Here is a 19,672-nt window from a genome sequence, read left to right as displayed (position 1 = left end):
AAGTCATTTTTCAACCACTCATTTTAATTAGCATAAAAATTTTAACCGTTGTTTTTACCACTTGTGACTCCTGATTTTTATTAAGATTAATCATCATGGAATATCGTACTTTACGTTTACCTAACGTAAATCATACCCGCTTTTTATCTTTAACTGACACTATTTTATCGGTAATTTAAAGCTGTTTTTATAGATCATAACCCTTTATTTTTTCACATAAATTAACCAGTAAATAATCTGATGATATAAAGATCCCCCTTTGTGTCTTTTCAGACACCCCCCCCTTTTTTCAAAGTCTAAACCCTGCCAAATTAACCGTTTTATCCCTTTTTTACTGCATCATTTTTTACGCATTTTTTCATAAAATAATGGCGAAAAATACTTTAATATAATACTATTACGGCAATATTATTTTACGCACTGGCTTCTTTTTAACTCTTTGTTGATGGATTTAGATTAAATACAATCAACCATTATCATAAATGAAAATTTATTTATAAAAACCAACCAATTAAATAAACCATCACTATGTTTATATTTTTTAAATAGACATAGTCGGTTAGTTGAATATAAAATAATAGAAAATCAGCATCGCCGAAAAATATATTAAACATAGTAGTAAATAGGCCGTTTTTAATTACCCTGTACCTTTTAAAAACTTCGCACTAATGGAGCATCTGTTTTTATAACTCTTATCTGATTAATCACCCCCCAAATTTTCCATCTCCCACCCCTCATTTAAACCTTCCCATTTTCATTAAGTTAATACTTATTTTTTCTTTTTCCTATATTTGATTTTTTTAGGTTTAAAACCAGAGAGTGCAGCAAGTATGCTAATGGTATTAAAATCAACACTTAATGCGGTTAATGCGGTTAATGCGGTTAATGCGGTTAATGCGGTTAATGCGGTTAATGCGGTTAATGCGGTTAATGCGGTTAATGCGGTTAATGCGGTTAATGCGGTTAATGCGGTTAATGCGGTTAATGCGGTTAATGCGGTTAATGCGGTTAATGCGGTTAATGCGGTTAATGCGGTTAATGCGGTTAATGCGGTTAATGCGGTTAATGCGGTTAATGCGGTTAATGCGGTTAATGCGGTTAATGCGGTTAATGCGGTTAATGCGGTTAATGCGGTTAATGCGGTTAATGCGGTTAATGCGGTTAATGCGGTTAATGCGGTTAATGCGGTTAAATGTTTTGATATAACTTCATATTCTTGTCATTGGGTTAACACTGTTATTTTACCACTTTGGTTAATCAATTTAAAACCCGTTTTCTCCGATATTTTCTCTTTCAATATAGCATCAAATTTTTTACCCGCTTTAAAAAATTCTTAATCACCTCTTTTTACCTTTGATGATTTAAGTTTTTACCTATTTACTCATAGTACGCTTGCCTCTTTTTCCAGATTCTAAAACTACACTGATAGATAAAAACGGCTTTTCTTAATACCTGTTTTATCACGTTAAGGATAAGGTATATTTACTTTTACTTGAATAAGTGAAAGTTTCTGTAACCCTTTGCTTTCAGATAGCACGGAAAACGATAAACTACATAATCTAACCTGAACAAATCGGGATCTGCGGAGTAAGTAAAAAGCGCACTTTAGGTTAATTAGCTCGGTGCATAAATCCGCTTTCTAGGTCGATCGTACCAACTTTCGCCTTTTTCTACCGTTCTTTTATAACCGACTTCAGGTTTTTTTCCGGCCGTAGCTCAGTTTTCATTAACTACTTTCTCCAATATCTTAACAAAATAGAAATAAGTCTCCCGGCTACACCAACTTAAATCACGTCAACATGAAATAAAAAACCTTCGTAATGATTGTAATGATAACTATTCTCACATTAATATGATACCGTGATTATTGACTTTTGATGTTATAGGGTATGTCTGACCACATTGTTGTTTCCGCTGAGCTAACACTTGAATCGCTTTACGGCGCGCATCATGGCTGGCTGAAAAACTGGCTCACGCGCAAACTGCAATCGTCCTTTGATGCCGACGATGTAGCACAGGATACCTTCCTGCGTGTGATGGCCGGCGACTCGCTACAAGCTATTCGCGACCAAAAATCCTTCCTCTGCACGATCGCCAAAAGGGTAATGATCGATCTGTTTCGCCGCAACGCGCTGGAGAAAGCCTATCTGGAACTACTGGCGCAACGGCCCGAAGCGTTTATGCCCTCGCCGGAAATTCGTCAGTGTCAACTCGAAACACTCCAGCAAATCGACCAGATGATCGATGGTCTGAGCAATAAAACGCGCCAAGCGTTTTTATTGTCTCAGCTTGAAAATCTAACCTACAGCGACATTGCTTTACGCCTCAATGTGTCCGTCAGTTCAGTGAAAAAATATATGGCCAAAGCCACCGAACACTGTCTGTTGTTTCGACTGGAACATGGACTCTGATATGGACACTATGTTAACCCATTCTCGCCGCCAGGCATTAAAATCAGCATCGCACTGGTATGCAGTACTGAGTAGCGATCAGGTCAGCCCGCTGCAAACTGAAAAATGGCAACGCTGGTACGATCAACATCAAGATCATCAGTGGGCGTGGCAGCAAGTGGAAAATCTGCGTAACCAGATGCTTGTAGTGCCAGGTAATGTGGCAAGCCACGCACTCCAAGAAACTCATCTGTCACGACGCAGAGTGATGAAAAGCATACTATTACTACTAGGAATTGGCGGGGGCTGGCAACTGTGGTGTTCGGAAATGGGAGAGAGTCTACGGGCCGATTACCATACTGATAAAGGGGATATTCAACAGCATCGACTGAGCGATGGCACATTACTTACACTCAATACCGACAGTGCCGTAGATGTCCATTTTACTCCTCAACAACGTCTGGTACATCTCTGGTACGGCGAAATTGCCATCACTACCGGACATGATACCGAAGCAAAGCGGTTGCGTGTACAAACCCGCCATGCGCAACTGACCGCGCTAGGCACCCAATTTACGGTTCGTCAGGAAGCCAACACTACGCTACTTAGCGTGCAACAACATGCCGTAGAGGTGATACTGACTGGTAACAACCACAAATGTATTGTACGTCAGGGTGAAAGCCTAAGCTTCAGCGCCACCGATTTTGGTGAACTGACCGCGGCAACCGCCGAAGACAACACGTGGACGCAGGGGATACTAAGCTTCAGCGATAAACCATTGAGTGAAGTGATAGCAACCCTCGCTCGCTATCGAAGCGGTATATTACGCTGTGACCCGGCCGTCGCCTCACTACAGTTAAGCGGCACTTTCCCGATGAAAAATACCGATACGATATTATCTGTCATAGAGAAAACACTTCCTGTTAAGATTCAATACATTACCCATTTCTGGGTAAATGTTCTGCCCGTAGAAAAATCGTTAACGTAAAAAATAATCATTTTCGATTGTCCTTTTTTGTTTCCTCGTTCGACTTCATAAGTGGATACAGTAATAAAATGATTATGGAGACGTTATGATGCCTTTACGTGCACAGCCATTGCGTGCGCTTCACAAAGCAACACCGCTGGTAATGGCGATTCGTTTGAGCCTGTTACCGGTGGCTTGCCTAACCTCAGGGATAACGTATGCTGCTGTAGAGCCAGCTAGCGTACACTATGACATTAATGCAGGCGAACTGGATAAAGTTCTTAATCAGTACTCCACCCACGCCGGTATTACCCTTTCAGTAGATGCCAGCTTAACCCGCGGCAAACAAAGCAGCGGTCTACACGGCGATTATTCCATCACCGATGGACTGAGCACCTTACTAGCCGGTACTGATTTGCAGGTGAAAACATTAGGCAATAACACGTTCACACTCGAACCCGCTCCTGTTGCGCAGAAAGATGTGCTGACCGTGGTAGGCGACTGGTTAGGCAGCGCACGTGAAGCTGACGTGTTTGAACATGCAGGCGCACGTGATGTCATCCGCCGGGAAGATTTTGCTAAAACAGGCGCAACCACAATGCGTGAAGTGCTGAACCGCATTCCCGGCGTCAACGCGCCAGAAAACAACGGTACCGGCAGCCACGATCTGGCGATGAACTTTAGCATTCGTGGCCTGAATCCACGTCTCGCCAGTCGTTCTACGGTTCTGATGGATGGCGTTCCAGTACCCTTCGCGCCTTATGGACAGCCGCAGCTATCATTAGCGCCAGTATCTCTCGGCAACATGGACGCAATAGATGTGGTACGCGGCGGCGGCGCTGTGCGCTATGGGCCACAAAGCGTGGGTGGTGTGGTGAATTTCGTGACCCGCGCTATCCCGCAGGATTTTGGTATTGAGACCAGTGTAGAAGGACAACTTAGCCCCACATCCTCACAAAATAATCCCAAAGAAACCCACAATCTGATGATTGGCGGTACGGCAGATAACGGTTTCGGCACCGCGCTTCTCTACTCCGGCACACGCGGCAGCGACTGGCGCGAACACAGCGCCACGCACATTGACGATGTGATGCTCAAAAGCCGCTATGCACCCAATGAAATACATACCTTCAACAGTCTACTGCAATATTACGATGGCAGTGCGGATATGCCCGGCGGCCTTTCACGCGCCGATTACGATGCCAATCGCTGGCAATCCACTCGCCCATATGACCGCTTCTGGGGCCGCCGTCAGCTCGCAAGCCTCGGCTATCAGTATCAACCCGATCAGCAGCACAAATTCAATATTCAGGGCTTATATACTCATACCTTGCGCAGCGGTTATCTTGAGCAGGGCAAACGCATTACCCTGTCCCCGCGCGAATACTGGGTGCGTAGCATCGAACCGCGCTATAGCCAGCTCTTCAATTTAGGGCCTTCGGCCCACGAGGTAGGGATTGGCTACCGTTATGTGAATGAATCCAGTCACGAAATGCGTTACTACACCGCCACCCGCAGCGGCGAATTACCCAGCACGTCGAGCCCTTATGACCGTAATACCCGCTCCGGCACCGAGGCACATGCTTGGTACATTGACGATCGCATTGATATCGGCAACTGGACCATCACGCCTGGGATACGATTCGAACATATCAAATCCTTCCAAAACAACAATGTGAAAGGTACCCGCCAAGAAGTAAGTTACAATGCGCCATTGCCCGCATTCAATGTTCTTTATCACGTCACTGATAGCTGGAATCTTTACGCCAATACGGAAGGCTCGTTCGGTACCGTACAGTACAGCCAAATTGGCAAGGCGGTGAAAAGCGGTAATGTAGAACCTGAAAAGGCGCGAACCTGGGAAGTCGGCACTCGCTACGACGACGGCGCATTAGCTGCGGAAATGGGGCTATTCCTGATTAACTTCAACAATCAGTACGATTCTAACCAGACTAACGATACTGTTACGGCACGAGGGAAAACCCGACACACCGGGCTGGAAACTCAGGCACGTTACGATCTTTCCGAACTTACGTCCAAACTGAAGAATGTTTCGGTTTACGCCAGTTACACCTATGTCAACGCAGAAATTCGTGAAGAAGGCAACACCTACGGGAATCAAGTGCCGTTCTCACCGAAACATAAAGGTACATTTGGCATAGATTACAAACCGGGTAACTGGACCTTCAACCTCAACAGCGCATCCCAATCCAGCCAGTTTGCTGATAACGCTAATACCGTGCAGGAAAGCGCCAATGGAAGCACTGGTCGCATTCCGGGCTTTATGCTATGGGATACGCGCGTGGCGTATGACTTCGGTCCACAAATGGCTAATCTGAGTCTGGCCTTTGGGGTGAAGAACATTTTCGACCACGAGTATTACACCCGCTCCTATGATGATAATAACAAAGGCCTCTACGCCGGGCAGCCACGTACGTTCTATATGCAGGGTTCGATAAAGTTCTGATGTTACATTAATCCGTTCGCCGGGCTCTTGCCCGGCTTCGCTATTTCTGGAGTTAGGTTATGTCTGCACTGATTCACGTCATGTTTATCGTCTTGCTCTTCTTCACCAGTCTGCCCCGCGCCATTGCAGTCACGGTGCAAGATGAGCAGGGCAGTTTTACCCTCAATACCATTCCACAGCGCGTGGTCGTGCTGGAATTGTCGTTTGCCGATGCGTTGGCTGCTATCAATATCAGTCCGGTGGGTATTGCCGATGATAACGATCCGCAGCGCATCCTCACGGATGTTCGCCAGCGCATTAAGCCCTGGCAATCAACAGGGACTCGCGCCCAGCCAAGCCTCGAAGCCATCAGCGCATTGAAGCCTGATCTCATCATTGCAGACAGCCAACGCCACGCGGGGATTTATCGGGCACTCAAGGGCATCGCCCCCGTCCTGCTGCTAAAGTCCCGCAACGAAACTTACGCAGAAAACCTGCAATCTGCCGCGATCATCGGCAAAGTGATGGGAAAAGATGATGAGATGCAAAAACGGCTGGCAGAACACCATAAACGCATGAAAGGCTATGCCAGTCAGTTGCCACAAAGCGTTAGTGTGATTTTTGGCACCTCGCGCGAACAGCAATTTAACCTGCACTCCAGCGACACCTATACCGGTAGCGTCTTAACGGCATTAGGGCTGAAAGTTCCCACGCCAGTTAATCATGCGGCAATGGCTTCTCTCAGCCTTGAACAGTTATTGGCACTCAATCCTGACTGGCTTATCGTGGCCCACTATCGTCAGGAAAGCATCGTGAAACGCTGGCAGCAAGATACGCTGTGGCAGATGATGACAGCACAACAAAAGCATCAGATAGCGGCGGTAGACAGCAACATCTGGGCTCGTATGCGCGGGATATTTGCCGCGGAACGCATTGGCAGTGATGCGGTAAAAATCTTCCATCATCAGCCGGTTAATGAAACATCATGAGACGCCGCTATCATCCGGTCTGGCTTTGGGGATTGCCGCTGGTTGCCCTGTTTGGCGCGTTCTGGCTAAGCCTGTTTTGCTATTCCGCGATTCCCATTCCTGCCATCAGCGCGCTCAAAGCGCTGGCGCCCGGTCATACACCGACGCTGCCTGAAGCGCTGGTTATCAATCTGCGGCTACCACGCAGTCTGGTTGCTATTCTGCTCGGCGCAGCGCTGGCATTGGCCGGCGCACTACTCCAGACGCTCACTCATAACCCGCTGGCCTCCCCCTCCCTATTGGGCATTAACAGTGGCGCTGCACTGGCAATGGCGCTGGTCAGCGCTTTCAGCCCGGCGCCGCTGGCCGGATATTCCATTTCATTGGTGGCAGCCTGCGGCGGTGGGATTAACTGGCTGATGGTGATGGCCGCAAGTGGTAGCTGGCAGCAGAAATACGATCGCAACCAGCTAATTCTGGCTGGTATTGCTTTATCCGCCTTATGTATGGCACTGACGCGTATTACGCTACTGCTTGCCGAAGATCATGCTTACGGCATTTTCTACTGGCTGGCGGGTGGGGTCTCCCATGCCCGCTGGCCTGAATTCTGGCAACTATTCCCTTTCGTGATAGTCACTGCACCTGTGGTTTTGTTGTTGGCGAAATCGCTTAATCTGCTCAATGCTGGCGATGTCAGTGCCCATACGCTTGGCGTGAATCTGACGCGACTGCGTATCTTCGTCAGTCTGGCGGTACTGATTCTGGTTGGGGCCTGCGTTAGTGTGGCGGGGCCAATCGTATTTATTGGCCTGCTAATGCCGCATCTGGCGCGTTTCTGGGTTGGCTATGATCTACGCCGCACACTGCCAATGTGCATGTTGCTGGGAGCGGTGTTTATGCTACTTGCAGATTTACTGGCCCGAGCACTGGCCTGGCCAGGCGAACTCCCGGCAGGCGCAGTACTGGCTCTGATTGGCGCTCCCTGCTTTGTCTGGCTGGCAAGGAGGCGAACATGAATCGTCAGGTTATCCCACTTTTAGTAATATCGCTGGCAGTTACGCTGGCGCTAGCGCTACGCATGGGAGCACAACCGCTTCCTTGGGACGCGTTAATAAGCGGCTGGCAACCCAGCGACAAACACCACTTTGTGCTAACGCAATACCGCCTACCGCGTATTTTACTCGCCATCACTGTAGGCGCTGCACTGGCGCTTTCCGGCGTCTTGGTTCAGGGTATTGTTCGTAATCCACTGGCCTCTCCCGATGTACTGGGGGTAAATCATGCAGCAAGCCTGGCGTCGGTAAGCGCGTTGATCCTTTTCCCTTCTCTGCCAGTGCAGTGGCTTCCGCTACTCGCTTTTGGCGGTGGGATGGCTGCGCTAATCCTGCTACGGGCGATTGCCGGACTCTCTTCGCCATTGCGCCTTGCACTGGTTGGCGTGGCACTTTCAGCCACCTGGACAAGCATCACCGACTACCTCATGCTCTCACGCCCACAAGATATCAACAATGCGCTTTTGTGGCTGACAGGCAGTCTGTGGGGACGAGACTGGCAGTTTGTGGCTATAGCCTTGCCAGTATTGATGATACTGATACCACTCAGCTTACGTTTTTGTCGCGATTTAGATTTACTGGCGCTTGGTGATGACAGCGCCAGCACACTGGGCGTTTCGCTTCTACACGTACAATCTTGGGGATTAATGCTGGCAGTAGCGCTTGCTGCAACAGGCGTCGCTGTTTGCGGGCCGATTGGTTTTATTAGCCTCGTGGTACCCCATCTCGTCCGCAAACTTGTGGGAGGACGGCATCGCTGGCTTATACCCGCATCCATGCTTATGGGGGCTCAGGTTCTGCTATTAGCCGATTTGCTGGCAAGGACCATAGCCCCACCGATGGAACTGCCTGCTGGCGTACTGACCGCCATCATTGGCGCCCCTTATTTCTTCTGGCTTTTAGTGAGGATACGTTAAATGCAACTGGCTACGGAAAAGTTATCTGCGGGCTACGGGGAGAAACTCATTCTAAATGACCTGTCGCTCACCCTCCCGACCGGGAAAATCACGGCGCTGCTCGGCCCTAACGGCTGCGGAAAATCGACATTACTGAAATGCTTTTCGAGACTATTAACACCATTATCTGGAAAGTTAACGATAGATAGCGAACCTTTAGCACACTTTTCCTCACGCAAGCTCGCCAGACATCTGTCGCTCTTACCGCAACATCCTCTCACACCAGAGGGGATCGCCGTCCATGAACTGGTTGCATACGGACGCAGCCCCTGGCTTACGTTCTGGGGGCGTTTAACATCTCATGATCGTCGTCTTGTACAACAAGCAATGGAAAAAACGCAGATTAGCCATCTTGCCGATAAACGCGTTGCCGACCTTTCAGGCGGGCAGCGCCAACGCGCTTTTCTGGCGATGGTTCTGGCTCAAAATACGCCGGTGCTGCTGCTTGACGAACCCACTACGTATCTTGACATCAACCATCAGGTAGAATTGATGAAGCTGCTGCGTGAGCTGAACAATGAAGGAAAAACCGTCATGACCGTACTTCACGACCTCAATCAGGCCAGCCGGTACTGTGACCACCTGGTACTACTTTCCCAAGGGCAGGTTGTTGCCCAAGGCTCACCCGAGGAGGTTATGACACCGAAATTATTACAGCGGATATTCAGCATTGAAGCTGAAATTCATCCCGAGCCGGTTTCAGGTAAACCAATGTGTGTGGTGTGTTAAGAGGGAATCTAATGTAACGTGTTGGTCCCCTTTTCCAGTACGGCTTAATATTGTTCGGCTTTTTGTTAGAGATTGTATCGGGATTATTTGTTTATATCTTCCAATCCAAAAAGCCGAGCTTGAATTTACGTGATGCTAAAATTGCTGCTTTTTAGGCAAAACTAATGTTATTCACAAAAATTTTTACTCACATAATTTAATGTCTTTGACATAAGTTGTAGGCGACATCCATGAAATCTTTTCACACACTAAATAGCCGTCACTTTTTAACTTATAACCAACATAAAAAGAGATAGGAAAGCTAACGATAAATGATGCAATCATCAGCATAGTTAAATATCTGACAATCAGCTTATTAGATTTCGGTAATCGATTAAAAACAAAGAAAAAAACGGAGCCTGATATAGCATAAAATATTAAAGGAAATGAAATAAAATACATAACAATAGTGCCAGAAAATATTATTTTTTCTTTCATTAAAATCAATGAAAAAACACAGTCACTCACTAAGTACATTATAGAAGTAACTATTAGCAATAGTATTATCCCGTACGTGATTTTTACATACTTATTATTCATTTTATTTTACCTAAGCTGTTAAATACATGCTGTAAATTTCCTTCTGGCAACCTTGGTTTTCTTTCCATTTTTTCTTTTATTAACTCTATTAACTTTTTACTTATTCCATATCTTGCATCCAGAATTTCCAGACCAATAGCAACCCCCAATCCAACAAGAAGAACAACTCCAGCAGCGGCAATAATACTACCACCTAAAATAGCTGTAGCAGTCACAAATGAACCCGCAGCCCAAGAAGTAGCCGCAATTATTGCTGTTTTAGCCATATCAACAGTTATATTGCCAATGAAATCTGCTAAGGTATATTCATCTTTAAAAACAGCTTCAATCGCTCGATACATAACAGAAAAGATAATGCAGAATTTAACCCCTTTAACAATACTTGAATTAAGACCTTGCTGTCCTATACCCATCGACAGCATTTTAAGATTGTTAGCACCATATCTCGTTCCCGTAATAATACGTCTAAGACCTGCATGACCTGATATTTTTATATAACACTTGCCATTTTTATCAAAATATTCCGTTGCTGTGATCCCTATACTTTTAAACTCTCTGACAATCGCGGAAAATCCAAAAAAATCATGTATATTTCCGGCAAAAGGTGAAATGGGGTCGGTAACATAGAAAACCTTTTCATGGTAATTATTTAATTTTATTTTTGGTCTTGTTGGTGAAAAATGGTTGATATCACTTAAAATACTCACAGCTTCCTCTGGAGTGAGAAGTGCAATATATATGGTATTATCACTTAATACCTTTTCTAACCCTACGGCATCAAAGAATTCATGTTGAGGTTTTAACTGATTAATGCCTACATTACCCCTTAAAAAATCCCCCATGTAACCTCCCACACTGGGATCATATTTTTTATATTTCATATACCCTCTTTACTCCCGTTTAATTTTACTTATTTTTAACATCTTCGTTTATATAACAAACAGGGTCAACAAAAATAATTTAATTCCTGCCAGAAGATACTCCCTGAAAATCTTTTTACATCTCTCAACTGCGCACACTATACACATTTCTCTGTAGGCTTTTATTTATCTGACTTTGTAAGGGTTAATACCGTGTTCCCTACTGACAAAATCCTCTTAAAACGCGGTGAAGTTTTGATTTCCAGCAAAGCGGGGATCTGAGTGGATTTATCGTTATCAAAAGGAAAACTTAGCGTTAAAGAGGAAAATGAAGGTGAATATAAGGAAGATGAATAAAGCATAAGGGGTTTTACTACCAGACTGTGACGTATGTCATAACGCTTAAGCCAAACGCCTACAAAACCCATATTGATTGCTGTACTCTTATCATTCAAGGCATTTGTTAGATAATTCAAAGAGCTATGATGGCCGCAACTTCCCTTTCGAATGATATTCTCCGTACCTGGCAACGTATAGAGTTCTTCCAACCTTATACACTTGAAAAAAAAGATAAAAGTTTACTCATTCCGCTTAAAACACTCTATCAGTTGGGAGATAAGGCACTACCCTGGCTTTCGTCAGAACTCCGTCAACAACATGATATTCCCGATCAAAAAGTCTTATATAACTTGTACGTCGGTTTGTTTGATAAAGCTATCGCTAACACAATCAGCCAAGCGGTGTTCGGTCCAGATGAAGGGTATTATGCAGAAGAATTTGAGCAACGACTGGATAAAGAAGGAACAACCTGCTTTGCCAAAATTCCATTAGGCACGGAAGGAAACCCCGCTCTGGATAAATTTTCAGTGAGTTCTCTTCCCTGGGCTTTAGGACACCTGCGTGATGAACGTTTTGAACAGCTTAATACGAAGATATTTTCAGTCAGTTGCGAGCATCTTAAAAATACCCTCGGCAACTTTAGCGCCTCTCTGAAACCAATACGAGAAAATGGCCCCAGTATTTTAAAGGCAAATGATATTTTAACACTGTTGACAACACATCTGGTCAGTTGGGCGGATTTTGAACCTCAATGGCAATATGCTTTGCAAATAGACTGGATGGTAGGAAATGGCGACTGTACAGAGGCATCACAAGAAAATGACGATGAAATTGAAGAAGAAGTCAGCGTCAATGATAAAACTTTTGCACTCCCTATTTTAAATAGTTTTTTCTTTGAGGACATTGAATACGCTATTACGGCCTTGAAACGAGGAGATAGATGTAAGGCTCTCAGAGCGTATCTTTCTCATCATAATGTTTCAAGGAATCCAGACCTTTATTCACAAGACGGACTTGCCTCCATTATCAAGCAACTGCATCCAGCGAAGATGCCTCTTGGACGCTGGCCTTCCGACCCCAAACACGCCATGTCGCTAATGCAGCAATTTGCTATTAATACGGCGATAGAAGAACTCGCTGACGGTGGGCTGCTTTCCGTCAACGGCCCTCCGGGAACTGGAAAAACGACGCTTCTGCGCGATCTAGTAGCACATAACATTGTTGAACGAGCGAAGATACTTACGCGTTATCAAAAAGTTGATGACACACTGGACAATTCCGGTTTTATCGTGAATGAACTCACTGGGTTCGAAATGATCATTGCGTCATCCAACAATGCAGCAGTAGAAAACATATCAAAAGAATTGCCGCAAAAGAAATCATTGGCTGAAGAATTCCAATCGCTTGACTATTTAGCACCAACCGCAAACCAGATAGCTGCCGAGAACCGCCCGAAGCGCGAACATAAAAAAAGTAAAAATAGTCAGGGAAAAGTTAAAACCTATCACCTCTATCGTCCATTGAAGAAAGAGAAACAATGCTGGGGGATCATTTCCGCTGCTCTGGGCAAAAAACCGAACCGGACTAAATTTTCTCAACGCTTATTTTTCGATGAACATTTTTTACGCGACACCCCAACTGAAGCCTCTCGCCCCGCTGAAGAGAATTTTCTCAGTCTTTGGCGCTGGAGGCATTATCACAACCCCATCTCTTTCGCCACCGCTAAAAAACGTTTCCTCGTATGTCTGGAAAAGACAAAAAAACTTCAACAACAACTAGAAATGTTTGTGCATCTGATAGAAAAACGGCATGACAATTCACTCGACACGTTATCACTAAAGCTGAAGCAAACAGAAGAACTGTACGAAACTCAGCTTAACAGGCTGGAACAGGTGAAAACAGAACAGGACGTATTAGGGAAACAACTCCAACATGCGGAACAGCAGCAAAAAATTATCGAAAGTGATGCACCAGGATGGCTAATGCGTCTGATGAATCGCAAGCGAGTGCATGCGTATAAAGAAACGTTGCGGTGTGCACAACACGAAGTATTAAGACTGATGAGATTGCAAACCGAACAAGCCCAGCGTGTTGCGGAACAACGCAAGTCAGTTAATGACATAGCTGAAAAAAAGCGAACCTCACAACAGGATATCGAAAAAATTATCCAACAACGGGAGAATGACTATCGTTCCCTGCAAACTTTGAAGCAGCAGTTTTCCGATATCACGTTGCCAGATATCAACCAACCTATCACTGATGCAACATTACAACGAACAGCCTTTTGGCAGAACGCACAGATAAATCGTCAACGTTCCACATTATTTATCACAGCGATGGAACTTCATCAGGCTTGGCTTTATGAAGCACTAGTAGTACCTCGTTTTAAAGACTGCATAATATTTAATCTCTCGGCTTTTTTAGCACAACCTCATTCCGAAATCACGCCTATACGCTGGTGGCAAACGCTGTTTATGTTTGTGCCCGTATTATCCACAACTTTCGCATCTATGGGGCGCATGTTTCATGGAGTGGAAAGCGAAGAACTCGGCTGGTTAATGATCGATGAAGCCGGCCAGGCACCTCCACAACAAGCTGTCGGAGGACTCTGGCGTGCAAAACGGGTACTGGTCGTTGGAGACCCTTTGCAGATTGAACCGGTATTTACGACCCCTCCGCCGTTGGTTGAACGTCTTTGCCTGGATGCTCTGAATGAAAAGGCTAAAGACTGGAATCCGGGATTACTTTCAGTGCAGCAGGTTGCTGATCGCGTCAATCATTGGGGATGTGAATTAGAAGTCATGAACAACCTGATCTGGCTAGGTATTCCATTGTGGGTACACCGTCGTTGTATTGAACCGATGTTTAGTTTAGCTAATAGGATGACCTACAATGGCCGCATGATTCATGGGCTTGATGCGGACAAGATTCGCTGCCAACCTGTGAACAGCATTCTGGAAAACCATTGGCTGGCATCGGTTGGAGGGACAGGTGAAAAACAATATCGTAACAGCCACGGTAAAGATTTGCTCAGGCTATTAGACCAACTGCTTGCTGCTAATGTCTCGCTCCATTCGATTTACGTTATTACACCATTCAAGGCGGTTAAATCCGCACTTTGTGAGTTACTGGAAAAACGCGATTTGGCTATCTGGCGGCAATTTATGCCATTGATAACCCGAAAAGAGCTCAAGGTATGGCAAAAAAACTGTATCGGTACAGTGCATACTTTTCAGGGCAAAGAAAACGATATTGTCATTTTTGTCCTAGGCTGCGACGAAAATAATGATGGCGGCGCAAAATGGGCGGCTAGTAAGCCTAATCTGTTAAACGTTGCTCTCACTCGAGCAAAAAAACACATTTTCATAATTGGCGATCCAGCAGTATGGCATCGTTTGCCTTGGTTTCGTGATGTAGCCAGAGAGTTGCCAATGGAGGCATATCATCATTTACAATAACTCCAAGGTGGAATTATCAAAAAACGAGTAACAAAATGAATAAACAGTCCTTATGCTGTTAGGCAACACTGCCTCACAAAGTGCATTATTCGTAACATGAATCTGAAGGTGATTAGGGTTATCTAAGCTAACGAATAGCGAGCTAATTGTATAAACAAGGAGTGATAATGAATCGAGCTCAGGCCCAACAACTACTACAAACTGCACTGGCCAATCCAAATGCTGAGTTTCGCGATGGTCAGTGGGAAGCTATTGATGCTTTGGTTAACCAACGGCAGAAACTGTTGGTAGTACAGCGTACTGGCTGGGGTAAAAGCTCAGTTTACTTTATCAGCACCAAAATTTTCCGCGATCGCGGCATGGGGCCGACAATTATTGTTTCTCCTTTGTTGGCCCTAATGCGTAACCAGATTGAGTCCGCCCAGCGCCTGCACATCGTAGCCGAGACCATGAATTCCACCAATACAGCGAACTGGCAGGCGGTGACACAAAGGATTATAAATAATCAAATAGATTGCCTGCTGATTTCTCCTGAGCGGCTCGCCAATGATAACTTCATTGAAACCGTGCTTTATCCTATTGCTGACCGTATTGCTTTGATGGTGATCGACGAAGCCCACTGTATTTCCGACTGGGGTCATGACTTCCGCCCGGACTATCGGCGTATAGTAAATATTCTGCGCCAATTGCCACCTAATACACCAGTATTAGGCACAACTGCGACTGCCAATAACCGTGTGGTGGCTGATATCCAAACACAACTGGGTAATATCCAGATCCAGCGTGGTCCACTGATCCGTGAAAGCCTCTCGCTACAAACCATAGCGCTGCCCGATCAATCCTCCCGCCTAGCTTGGTTGGCGCAAGTGATTCCCACCTTACATGGTACTGGCATTGTGTACACCTTAACGGTGCGTGATGCCGAACAGGTAGCAAATTGGTTGAGCACCAATGGCATCAACGCCAGAGCCTACCATAGCAGTATTGAGGCTGAGGGTTTTGAAAACAGTAACGATTACCGACAGCATCTTGAAGAGTTATTGCTAACCAATCAACTTAAGGTGCTGGTAGCAACTACTGCATTGGGTATGGGGTACGACAAGCCAGACTTAAGCTTTGTGATTCACTATCAAGCACCGGGCTCCATCGTGGCTTACTACCAGCAGGTCGGCCGCGCAGGGCGTGGTATCGACAACGCTATTGGCGTGTTAATATCTGGTGTAGAAGATCAAGATATTCATGAGTTTTTCAGGAATTCGGCATTCCCCTCAGAAATTCAGGTAAACGAAATTTTGCAAGTACTAGCTAATAGTGATGGTTTATCACTTCGTAGCATTGAAGAGGAAACCAACCTACGCTATGGACAGATCGAAAAGGTATTAAAACTACTAAGTGTAGAAAACACCGCCCCTGTAATTAAAATCGGAAACTTATGGCGCAGAATACCTGTGCCTTATACCTTGGATCGCACCCGTATCGCTCACCTTACCAACCAGCGTAAGCAGGAGTGGGCAGATGTGCAGGCCTATCTGTCAGATACCGGATGTAAGATGACTTTCTTACGCCGTAAGCTAGATGATCACGACCCTACACCTTGTGGCAAATGCTCGTCATGCATTGGCCAACCTGTTGTTAATCAGACTCTTGAGTCAGTATTAGTTCATCAAGCAAGCACTTTTCTTAAACATGCCGAAATGGTTATCCCGCCAAGAAAACAGGTAGCACCTTCTAATCAAGCCTTCCCTACATATCGTTTTCCACGGCAGCTAGGTTGCTTAGTTGCTCAGCCTGGTAGGGCTCTCTCTCGATGGGGAGATGCTGGTTGGGGGAAAACTGTTGCTGAAAATAAACACTCGGGTTATTTTTCTGATGAACTAGTTGATGCTATGGCTGAAATGATCTCACAACGTTGGCAACCTCATCCTAGTCCAACCTGGGTGTGTTGTGTACCTTCCTTAAGACACCCGAATTTAGTCCCTACATTTGCACATCGGCTAGCACAAAGGATGAACCTGACATTTATTGATGCGGTAGCAAAAGTTCAAGATAACCAGCCCCAAAAGAAACAGCAAAATAGTTTTCATCAATGCCATAACCTTGATGGTGTTTTTGAGATAACACAAATTGTACAGAATCAACCAGTCCTCCTTATCGACGACGTCGTTGACTCTGGTTGGACTCTTACCGTTATTGCAGCTTTGTTACAACAAGCGGGTAGTGGTATTGTATATCCCGCAGCACTTGCCTCTTCTTCGGTGAAAGACTCATGAATTTATCGCCAACAGCACAAGCCACATTATTGCTCACTAGTTATTTTTCCAAGACGAGCAGTGATGATGCCAAACCCCTCACTAATGCTGAATGGGGTAGGTTTGCGTTATGGCTGAAAGAAAAATCCACAACACCAGCAGACTTGTTGGTATCTGAGCCTAAGTCAATACTAAGCAACTGGCAAGATTCCCGAATCAGCACAGAACGAATTATACAGTTACTGAATCGTGGCCACAGCCTAGCGTTGGCCGTTGAAAAATGGCACCGAGCAGGTCTTTGGGTAGTTACCCGCTCTGACCCTGAATATCCCAAGCGCTTAAAACAGCAATTGAAAACCGACTCGCCGCCTGTGCTATTTGGTTGCGGTAATAAAGCTTTACTGAATGCTGGTGGTTTAGCGGTTATTGGATCACGTGAAGCCAACGATGCGGACTTGTCTTATACCGAGCTGGTTGGTTCAAGAGCGGCATCAGAGGGCATTGCGATTGTATCCGGTGGTGCCCGTGGTGTGGATGAGACGGCTATGGTGGGGGCAATGCTCAGTGGCGGCCCTGTTATTGGGGTACTGGCAGATAGCCTACTGAAAGCCGCTACCAGCGCAAAATGGCGCAAAGGTTTGATGAATGGCAGCGTAATGCTGATTTCGCCCTTTTATCCAGAGGCTGGCTTCAACACTGGAAACGCTATGGCCCGAAACAAATATATCTATTGCTTGGCAGACAGCTCGCTGGTAATTCACTCGGGAAAAAAAGGCGGCACACTAAGCGGGGCAGAAGAAAACCTGAAAAAGTGTTGGGTGCCATTATGGGTAAAACCAACGAATGACAGTGGCGCGGCAAATACTGATTTAGTTGCAAAGGGAGGGTATTGGTGTGAAGCAGATGTTCACAACCTTAAAGTTTCCGATTTATTCTCCGTCAAAAACTCTACTGCTTCGCAGAAAGAAGCTGAACAGGTTGATCTATTTTCCATGCCAGCACAGTCAGAATTATTTGCGAAATCTGCATCGGAATTTGATCTAGAGGTAGCGGAAAATCGAATAGTTATTGCTCATTCAATCGAGCAAGATGAAATCCAAGGTTCAATCGCTTACGAAGCAGAAGCAGAAGCAGAAGCAGAAGCAGAAGCAGAAGCAGAAGCAGAAGCAGAAGCAGAAGCAGAAGCAGAAGCAGAACAGATCATAATGCAAGCTGTGGATTTTTATCAATTGTTTATTACTGAGCTCCAGCGATTGGCAGTAATCCCAATTACACTTGATACCCTTATCGAGAACACTGGTCTGCATAAATCTCAATTGAAAGAATGGTTGAATCGAGCGATTGATGAGGGACAAGTGAACAAGTTCAGCCGTCCTGTTCGCTATCAAATAGAAAAGAAAAATCAAAAAGTTGTTTAAATGATTGTTGTTGTGACTATAACAAAAGAAACCAATGTTCAAGAGGTAACGGTGGTTTACTTGCTGAATAGATTACAACTGGATGAATCTGCTATGAGCATGTATGAACGGTTGGGCAAGAAATGGATCCTGTAAATAATTCTGTATATTTGTCCTTTGATTAAAGGTGGCCGTTTAATCAGTCACAGAATTCAATCATAAAACGACTCATTGCGTGTTTACAGTTTTGGATTGGCATAGTCCATTTTCTTGAGGCCGATTCAATGGTCAGATAAATCACCTTGCGCACGGCGTCATCGGTGGGGAATACCCTTACGCTTTTTAGTGGCGTGACGGATAACACTGTTCAAGGATTCAATCGCATTCGTCGTATAAATCGCTTTGCGGATATCTCCCAGATAAGCAAAAAATGTATTCAAATTTTCCCAGTAAGTAGACCAACTTTGACTGATTTGCGGATATTTTTTATCCCAAGTTTGAGCAAATTTTTCGAACACATTTAGCGCCGCAATTTCTGTGGGGGCTAGATAAACTGTTTTGAGCCCACCAGTCACTACTTTGTAATCTTTCCATGAAACATATTTCAGGCTGTTACGCAGCATATGGATGATGCACAGTTGGATATGCGTTTGTAGATAAACGCTATTGATGGCATCAGGAACCCCTTTCAATCCATCAATGCAAGCAATCAGAATGTCTTGAACACCACGGTTTTTCAACTCGGTCATAACGCTCAACCAAAATTTAGCACCTTCATTTTCTGCTATCCACATGCCCAAAAGCTCTTTGTGGTCTTCTGTATTAATAGCTAAGGCAAGGAAGACCGATTTATTGATAACGTGACCTTCGTGGCGGACTTTCACCACAATACAGTCAAGGTAAACTATGGAATAAATAGATTCTAAGGAACAATTTTGCCATTCTTGAACCTGCTCTTTCACAGCATCGGTGACTTTAGATATTAATGTCGGTGAAACATCCGCATCATACATTTCTTTAAAAGTGTCGACGATTTCCAATATAATAATAAAATCTATTCAGAGAGCCATTTTAAAAAGTTTAAATGGCGATAATAATATTAAATTTTTACCGCTGAGTAATTTTTGTTATTCAGATGGTCAACAAATGGTAACAATAACAGGTATATTAATAAAACCAGAGGAAGAAGATAACTTAATTAACAATGCGAAATTACTAGAATGATCTTATTTTAATAACACATGGGAAAAACAAAATCATATTGACCTACCGGCGCTATCGA

14 protein-coding genes and 2 pseudogenes are annotated in these 19,672 nt (G+C 45.0%); 13 read left to right on the top strand and 3 right to left on the bottom strand.

Annotation, left to right across the window (positions count from 1 at the left end; translation table 11 throughout):
* Positions 1-830 precede the first annotated feature (830 nt).
* The 9 genes and pseudogenes from TI10_RS25295 to TI10_RS26820 form a co-directional block, all read left to right on the top strand.
* Positions 831-1,337 carry a hypothetical protein gene (locus TI10_RS25295; protein WP_155416500.1) on the top strand — a complete coding sequence of 169 codons (507 nt, stop codon included), beginning with the start codon at positions 831-833 and terminating at the stop codon, positions 1,335-1,337.
* Between the two features lie 552 nt (positions 1,338-1,889).
* Entirely contained in the window at positions 1,890-2,411 is a 522-nt protein-coding gene (gene fecI, locus TI10_RS20355) for a ferric citrate uptake sigma factor FecI (RefSeq protein WP_049585158.1), read from the top strand.
* Between the two features lies 1 nt (position 2,412).
* Positions 2,413-3,378: a ferric citrate uptake sigma factor regulator FecR gene (fecR, locus tag TI10_RS20350; RefSeq protein WP_049585157.1), complete on the top strand. Its 966-nt coding sequence runs from the start codon at positions 2,413-2,415 to the stop codon at positions 3,376-3,378.
* An 85-nt stretch (positions 3,379-3,463) separates the two neighbouring features.
* On the top strand, positions 3,464-5,824 hold the full coding sequence (gene fecA, locus TI10_RS20345; protein ID WP_049585156.1) for a TonB-dependent Fe(3+) dicitrate receptor FecA: 2,361 nt from the start codon (positions 3,464-3,466) through the stop codon (positions 5,822-5,824).
* Positions 5,825-5,883: 59 nt separating this feature from the next.
* A complete protein-coding gene (locus TI10_RS20340) occupies positions 5,884-6,792 on the top strand; it encodes a Fe(3+) dicitrate ABC transporter substrate-binding protein FecB (RefSeq protein ID WP_049585155.1) in 909 nt (302 codons plus the stop codon).
* Positions 6,789-7,787, top strand: coding sequence for an iron-dicitrate ABC transporter permease FecC (gene fecC / locus TI10_RS20335; protein WP_049585154.1), 999 nt, complete (start codon positions 6,789-6,791; stop codon positions 7,785-7,787). The genes TI10_RS20340 and fecC overlap by 4 nt, the downstream gene beginning before the upstream one ends.
* A complete protein-coding gene (gene fecD, locus TI10_RS20330) occupies positions 7,784-8,740 on the top strand; it encodes a Fe(3+) dicitrate ABC transporter permease subunit FecD (RefSeq protein ID WP_049585153.1) in 957 nt (318 codons plus the stop codon). The genes fecC and fecD overlap by 4 nt, the downstream gene beginning before the upstream one ends.
* On the top strand, positions 8,741-9,508 hold the full coding sequence (gene fecE, locus TI10_RS20325; RefSeq protein ID WP_049585152.1) for a Fe(3+) dicitrate ABC transporter ATP-binding protein FecE: 768 nt from the start codon (positions 8,741-8,743) through the stop codon (positions 9,506-9,508).
* A gap of 50 nt (positions 9,509-9,558) precedes the next feature.
* Positions 9,559-9,663 (top strand): annotated as a pseudogene (locus TI10_RS26820) (IS982 family transposase); the annotation flags it as partial.
* Between the two features lie 28 nt (positions 9,664-9,691).
* On the opposite strand, the gene TI10_RS20320 reads toward TI10_RS26820, so the two are convergent.
* Together TI10_RS20320 and TI10_RS20315 are read right to left on the bottom strand one after the other, a co-directional pair.
* Positions 9,692-10,087 (bottom strand): DUF1240 domain-containing protein, encoded by a 396-nt coding sequence (locus TI10_RS20320; RefSeq protein ID WP_049585151.1) that lies wholly within the window; start codon positions 10,085-10,087, stop codon positions 9,692-9,694.
* Positions 10,084-10,968: a hypothetical protein gene (locus tag TI10_RS20315; protein ID WP_074524952.1), complete on the bottom strand. Its 885-nt coding sequence runs from the start codon at positions 10,966-10,968 to the stop codon at positions 10,084-10,086. Before TI10_RS20315 ends, TI10_RS20320 begins: the two co-directional genes overlap by 4 nt.
* A 464-nt stretch (positions 10,969-11,432) precedes the next feature.
* Between TI10_RS20315 and TI10_RS20310 the strand changes: the two genes are divergently transcribed.
* The 3 genes from TI10_RS20310 to TI10_RS20300 all read left to right on the top strand — a co-directional run bounded on the left by TI10_RS20310 (position 11,433) and on the right by TI10_RS20300 (position 18,411).
* Complete coding sequence (locus TI10_RS20310) at positions 11,433-14,744, top strand: DEAD/DEAH box helicase (protein ID WP_049585150.1); 3,312 nt, start codon at positions 11,433-11,435, stop codon at positions 14,742-14,744.
* A 167-nt stretch (positions 14,745-14,911) separates the two neighbouring features.
* Entirely contained in the window at positions 14,912-17,014 is a 2,103-nt protein-coding gene (locus TI10_RS20305; protein WP_049585149.1) for a RecQ family ATP-dependent DNA helicase, read from the top strand.
* On the top strand, positions 17,011-18,411 hold the full coding sequence (locus TI10_RS20300) for a DNA-processing protein DprA (protein WP_049585148.1): 1,401 nt from the start codon (positions 17,011-17,013) through the stop codon (positions 18,409-18,411). The genes TI10_RS20305 and TI10_RS20300 overlap by 4 nt, the downstream gene beginning before the upstream one ends.
* A 178-nt stretch (positions 18,412-18,589) precedes the next feature.
* Here the strand turns inward: TI10_RS20300 and TI10_RS20295 are convergent.
* Positions 18,590-19,427, bottom strand: a pseudogene (locus tag TI10_RS20295) (IS256 family transposase); the annotation flags it as partial.
* Here TI10_RS20295 and TI10_RS26745 point away from each other — a divergent pair.
* Positions 19,360-19,614, top strand: a complete 255-nt coding sequence (locus TI10_RS26745) for an O-methyltransferase (RefSeq protein WP_367889018.1) — start codon at positions 19,360-19,362, stop codon at positions 19,612-19,614. The pseudogene TI10_RS20295 and the gene TI10_RS26745 overlap by 68 nt on opposite strands.
* Positions 19,615-19,672 lie beyond the last annotated feature (58 nt).

This window comes from Photorhabdus luminescens subsp. luminescens (assembly GCF_001083805.1).
Classification (GTDB): domain Bacteria; phylum Pseudomonadota; class Gammaproteobacteria; order Enterobacterales; family Enterobacteriaceae; genus Photorhabdus; species Photorhabdus luminescens.
This window is presented reverse-complemented; position numbering and strand designations above follow the sequence as displayed.

What these genes read in the sequence shown, in the direction of transcription:
- TI10_RS20300 (WP_049585148.1), top strand. Translation starts at nt 17,011, where the DNA reads ATGAATTTATCGCCAACAGCACAAGCCACATTATTGCTCACTAGTTAT.
- fecC (WP_049585154.1), top strand. Translation starts at nt 6,789, where the DNA reads ATGAGACGCCGCTATCATCCGGTCTGGCTTTGGGGATTGCCGCTGGTT.
- fecA (WP_049585156.1), top strand. Translation starts at nt 3,464, where the DNA reads ATGATGCCTTTACGTGCACAGCCATTGCGTGCGCTTCACAAAGCAACA.
- TI10_RS20315 (WP_074524952.1), bottom strand. Translation starts at nt 10,968, where the DNA reads ATGAAATATAAAAAATATGATCCCAGTGTGGGAGGTTACATGGGGGAT.
- fecI (WP_049585158.1), top strand. Translation starts at nt 1,890, where the DNA reads ATGTCTGACCACATTGTTGTTTCCGCTGAGCTAACACTTGAATCGCTT.
- fecE (WP_049585152.1), top strand. Translation starts at nt 8,741, where the DNA reads ATGCAACTGGCTACGGAAAAGTTATCTGCGGGCTACGGGGAGAAACTC.
- TI10_RS20310 (WP_049585150.1), top strand. Translation starts at nt 11,433, where the DNA reads ATGGCCGCAACTTCCCTTTCGAATGATATTCTCCGTACCTGGCAACGT.
- fecD (WP_049585153.1), top strand. Translation starts at nt 7,784, where the DNA reads ATGAATCGTCAGGTTATCCCACTTTTAGTAATATCGCTGGCAGTTACG.
- fecR (WP_049585157.1), top strand. Translation starts at nt 2,413, where the DNA reads ATGGACACTATGTTAACCCATTCTCGCCGCCAGGCATTAAAATCAGCA.
- TI10_RS20320 (WP_049585151.1), bottom strand. Translation starts at nt 10,087, where the DNA reads ATGAATAATAAGTATGTAAAAATCACGTACGGGATAATACTATTGCTA.
- TI10_RS25295 (WP_155416500.1), top strand. Translation starts at nt 831, where the DNA reads ATGCTAATGGTATTAAAATCAACACTTAATGCGGTTAATGCGGTTAAT.
- TI10_RS20340 (WP_049585155.1), top strand. Translation starts at nt 5,884, where the DNA reads ATGTCTGCACTGATTCACGTCATGTTTATCGTCTTGCTCTTCTTCACC.
- TI10_RS20305 (WP_049585149.1), top strand. Translation starts at nt 14,912, where the DNA reads ATGAATCGAGCTCAGGCCCAACAACTACTACAAACTGCACTGGCCAAT.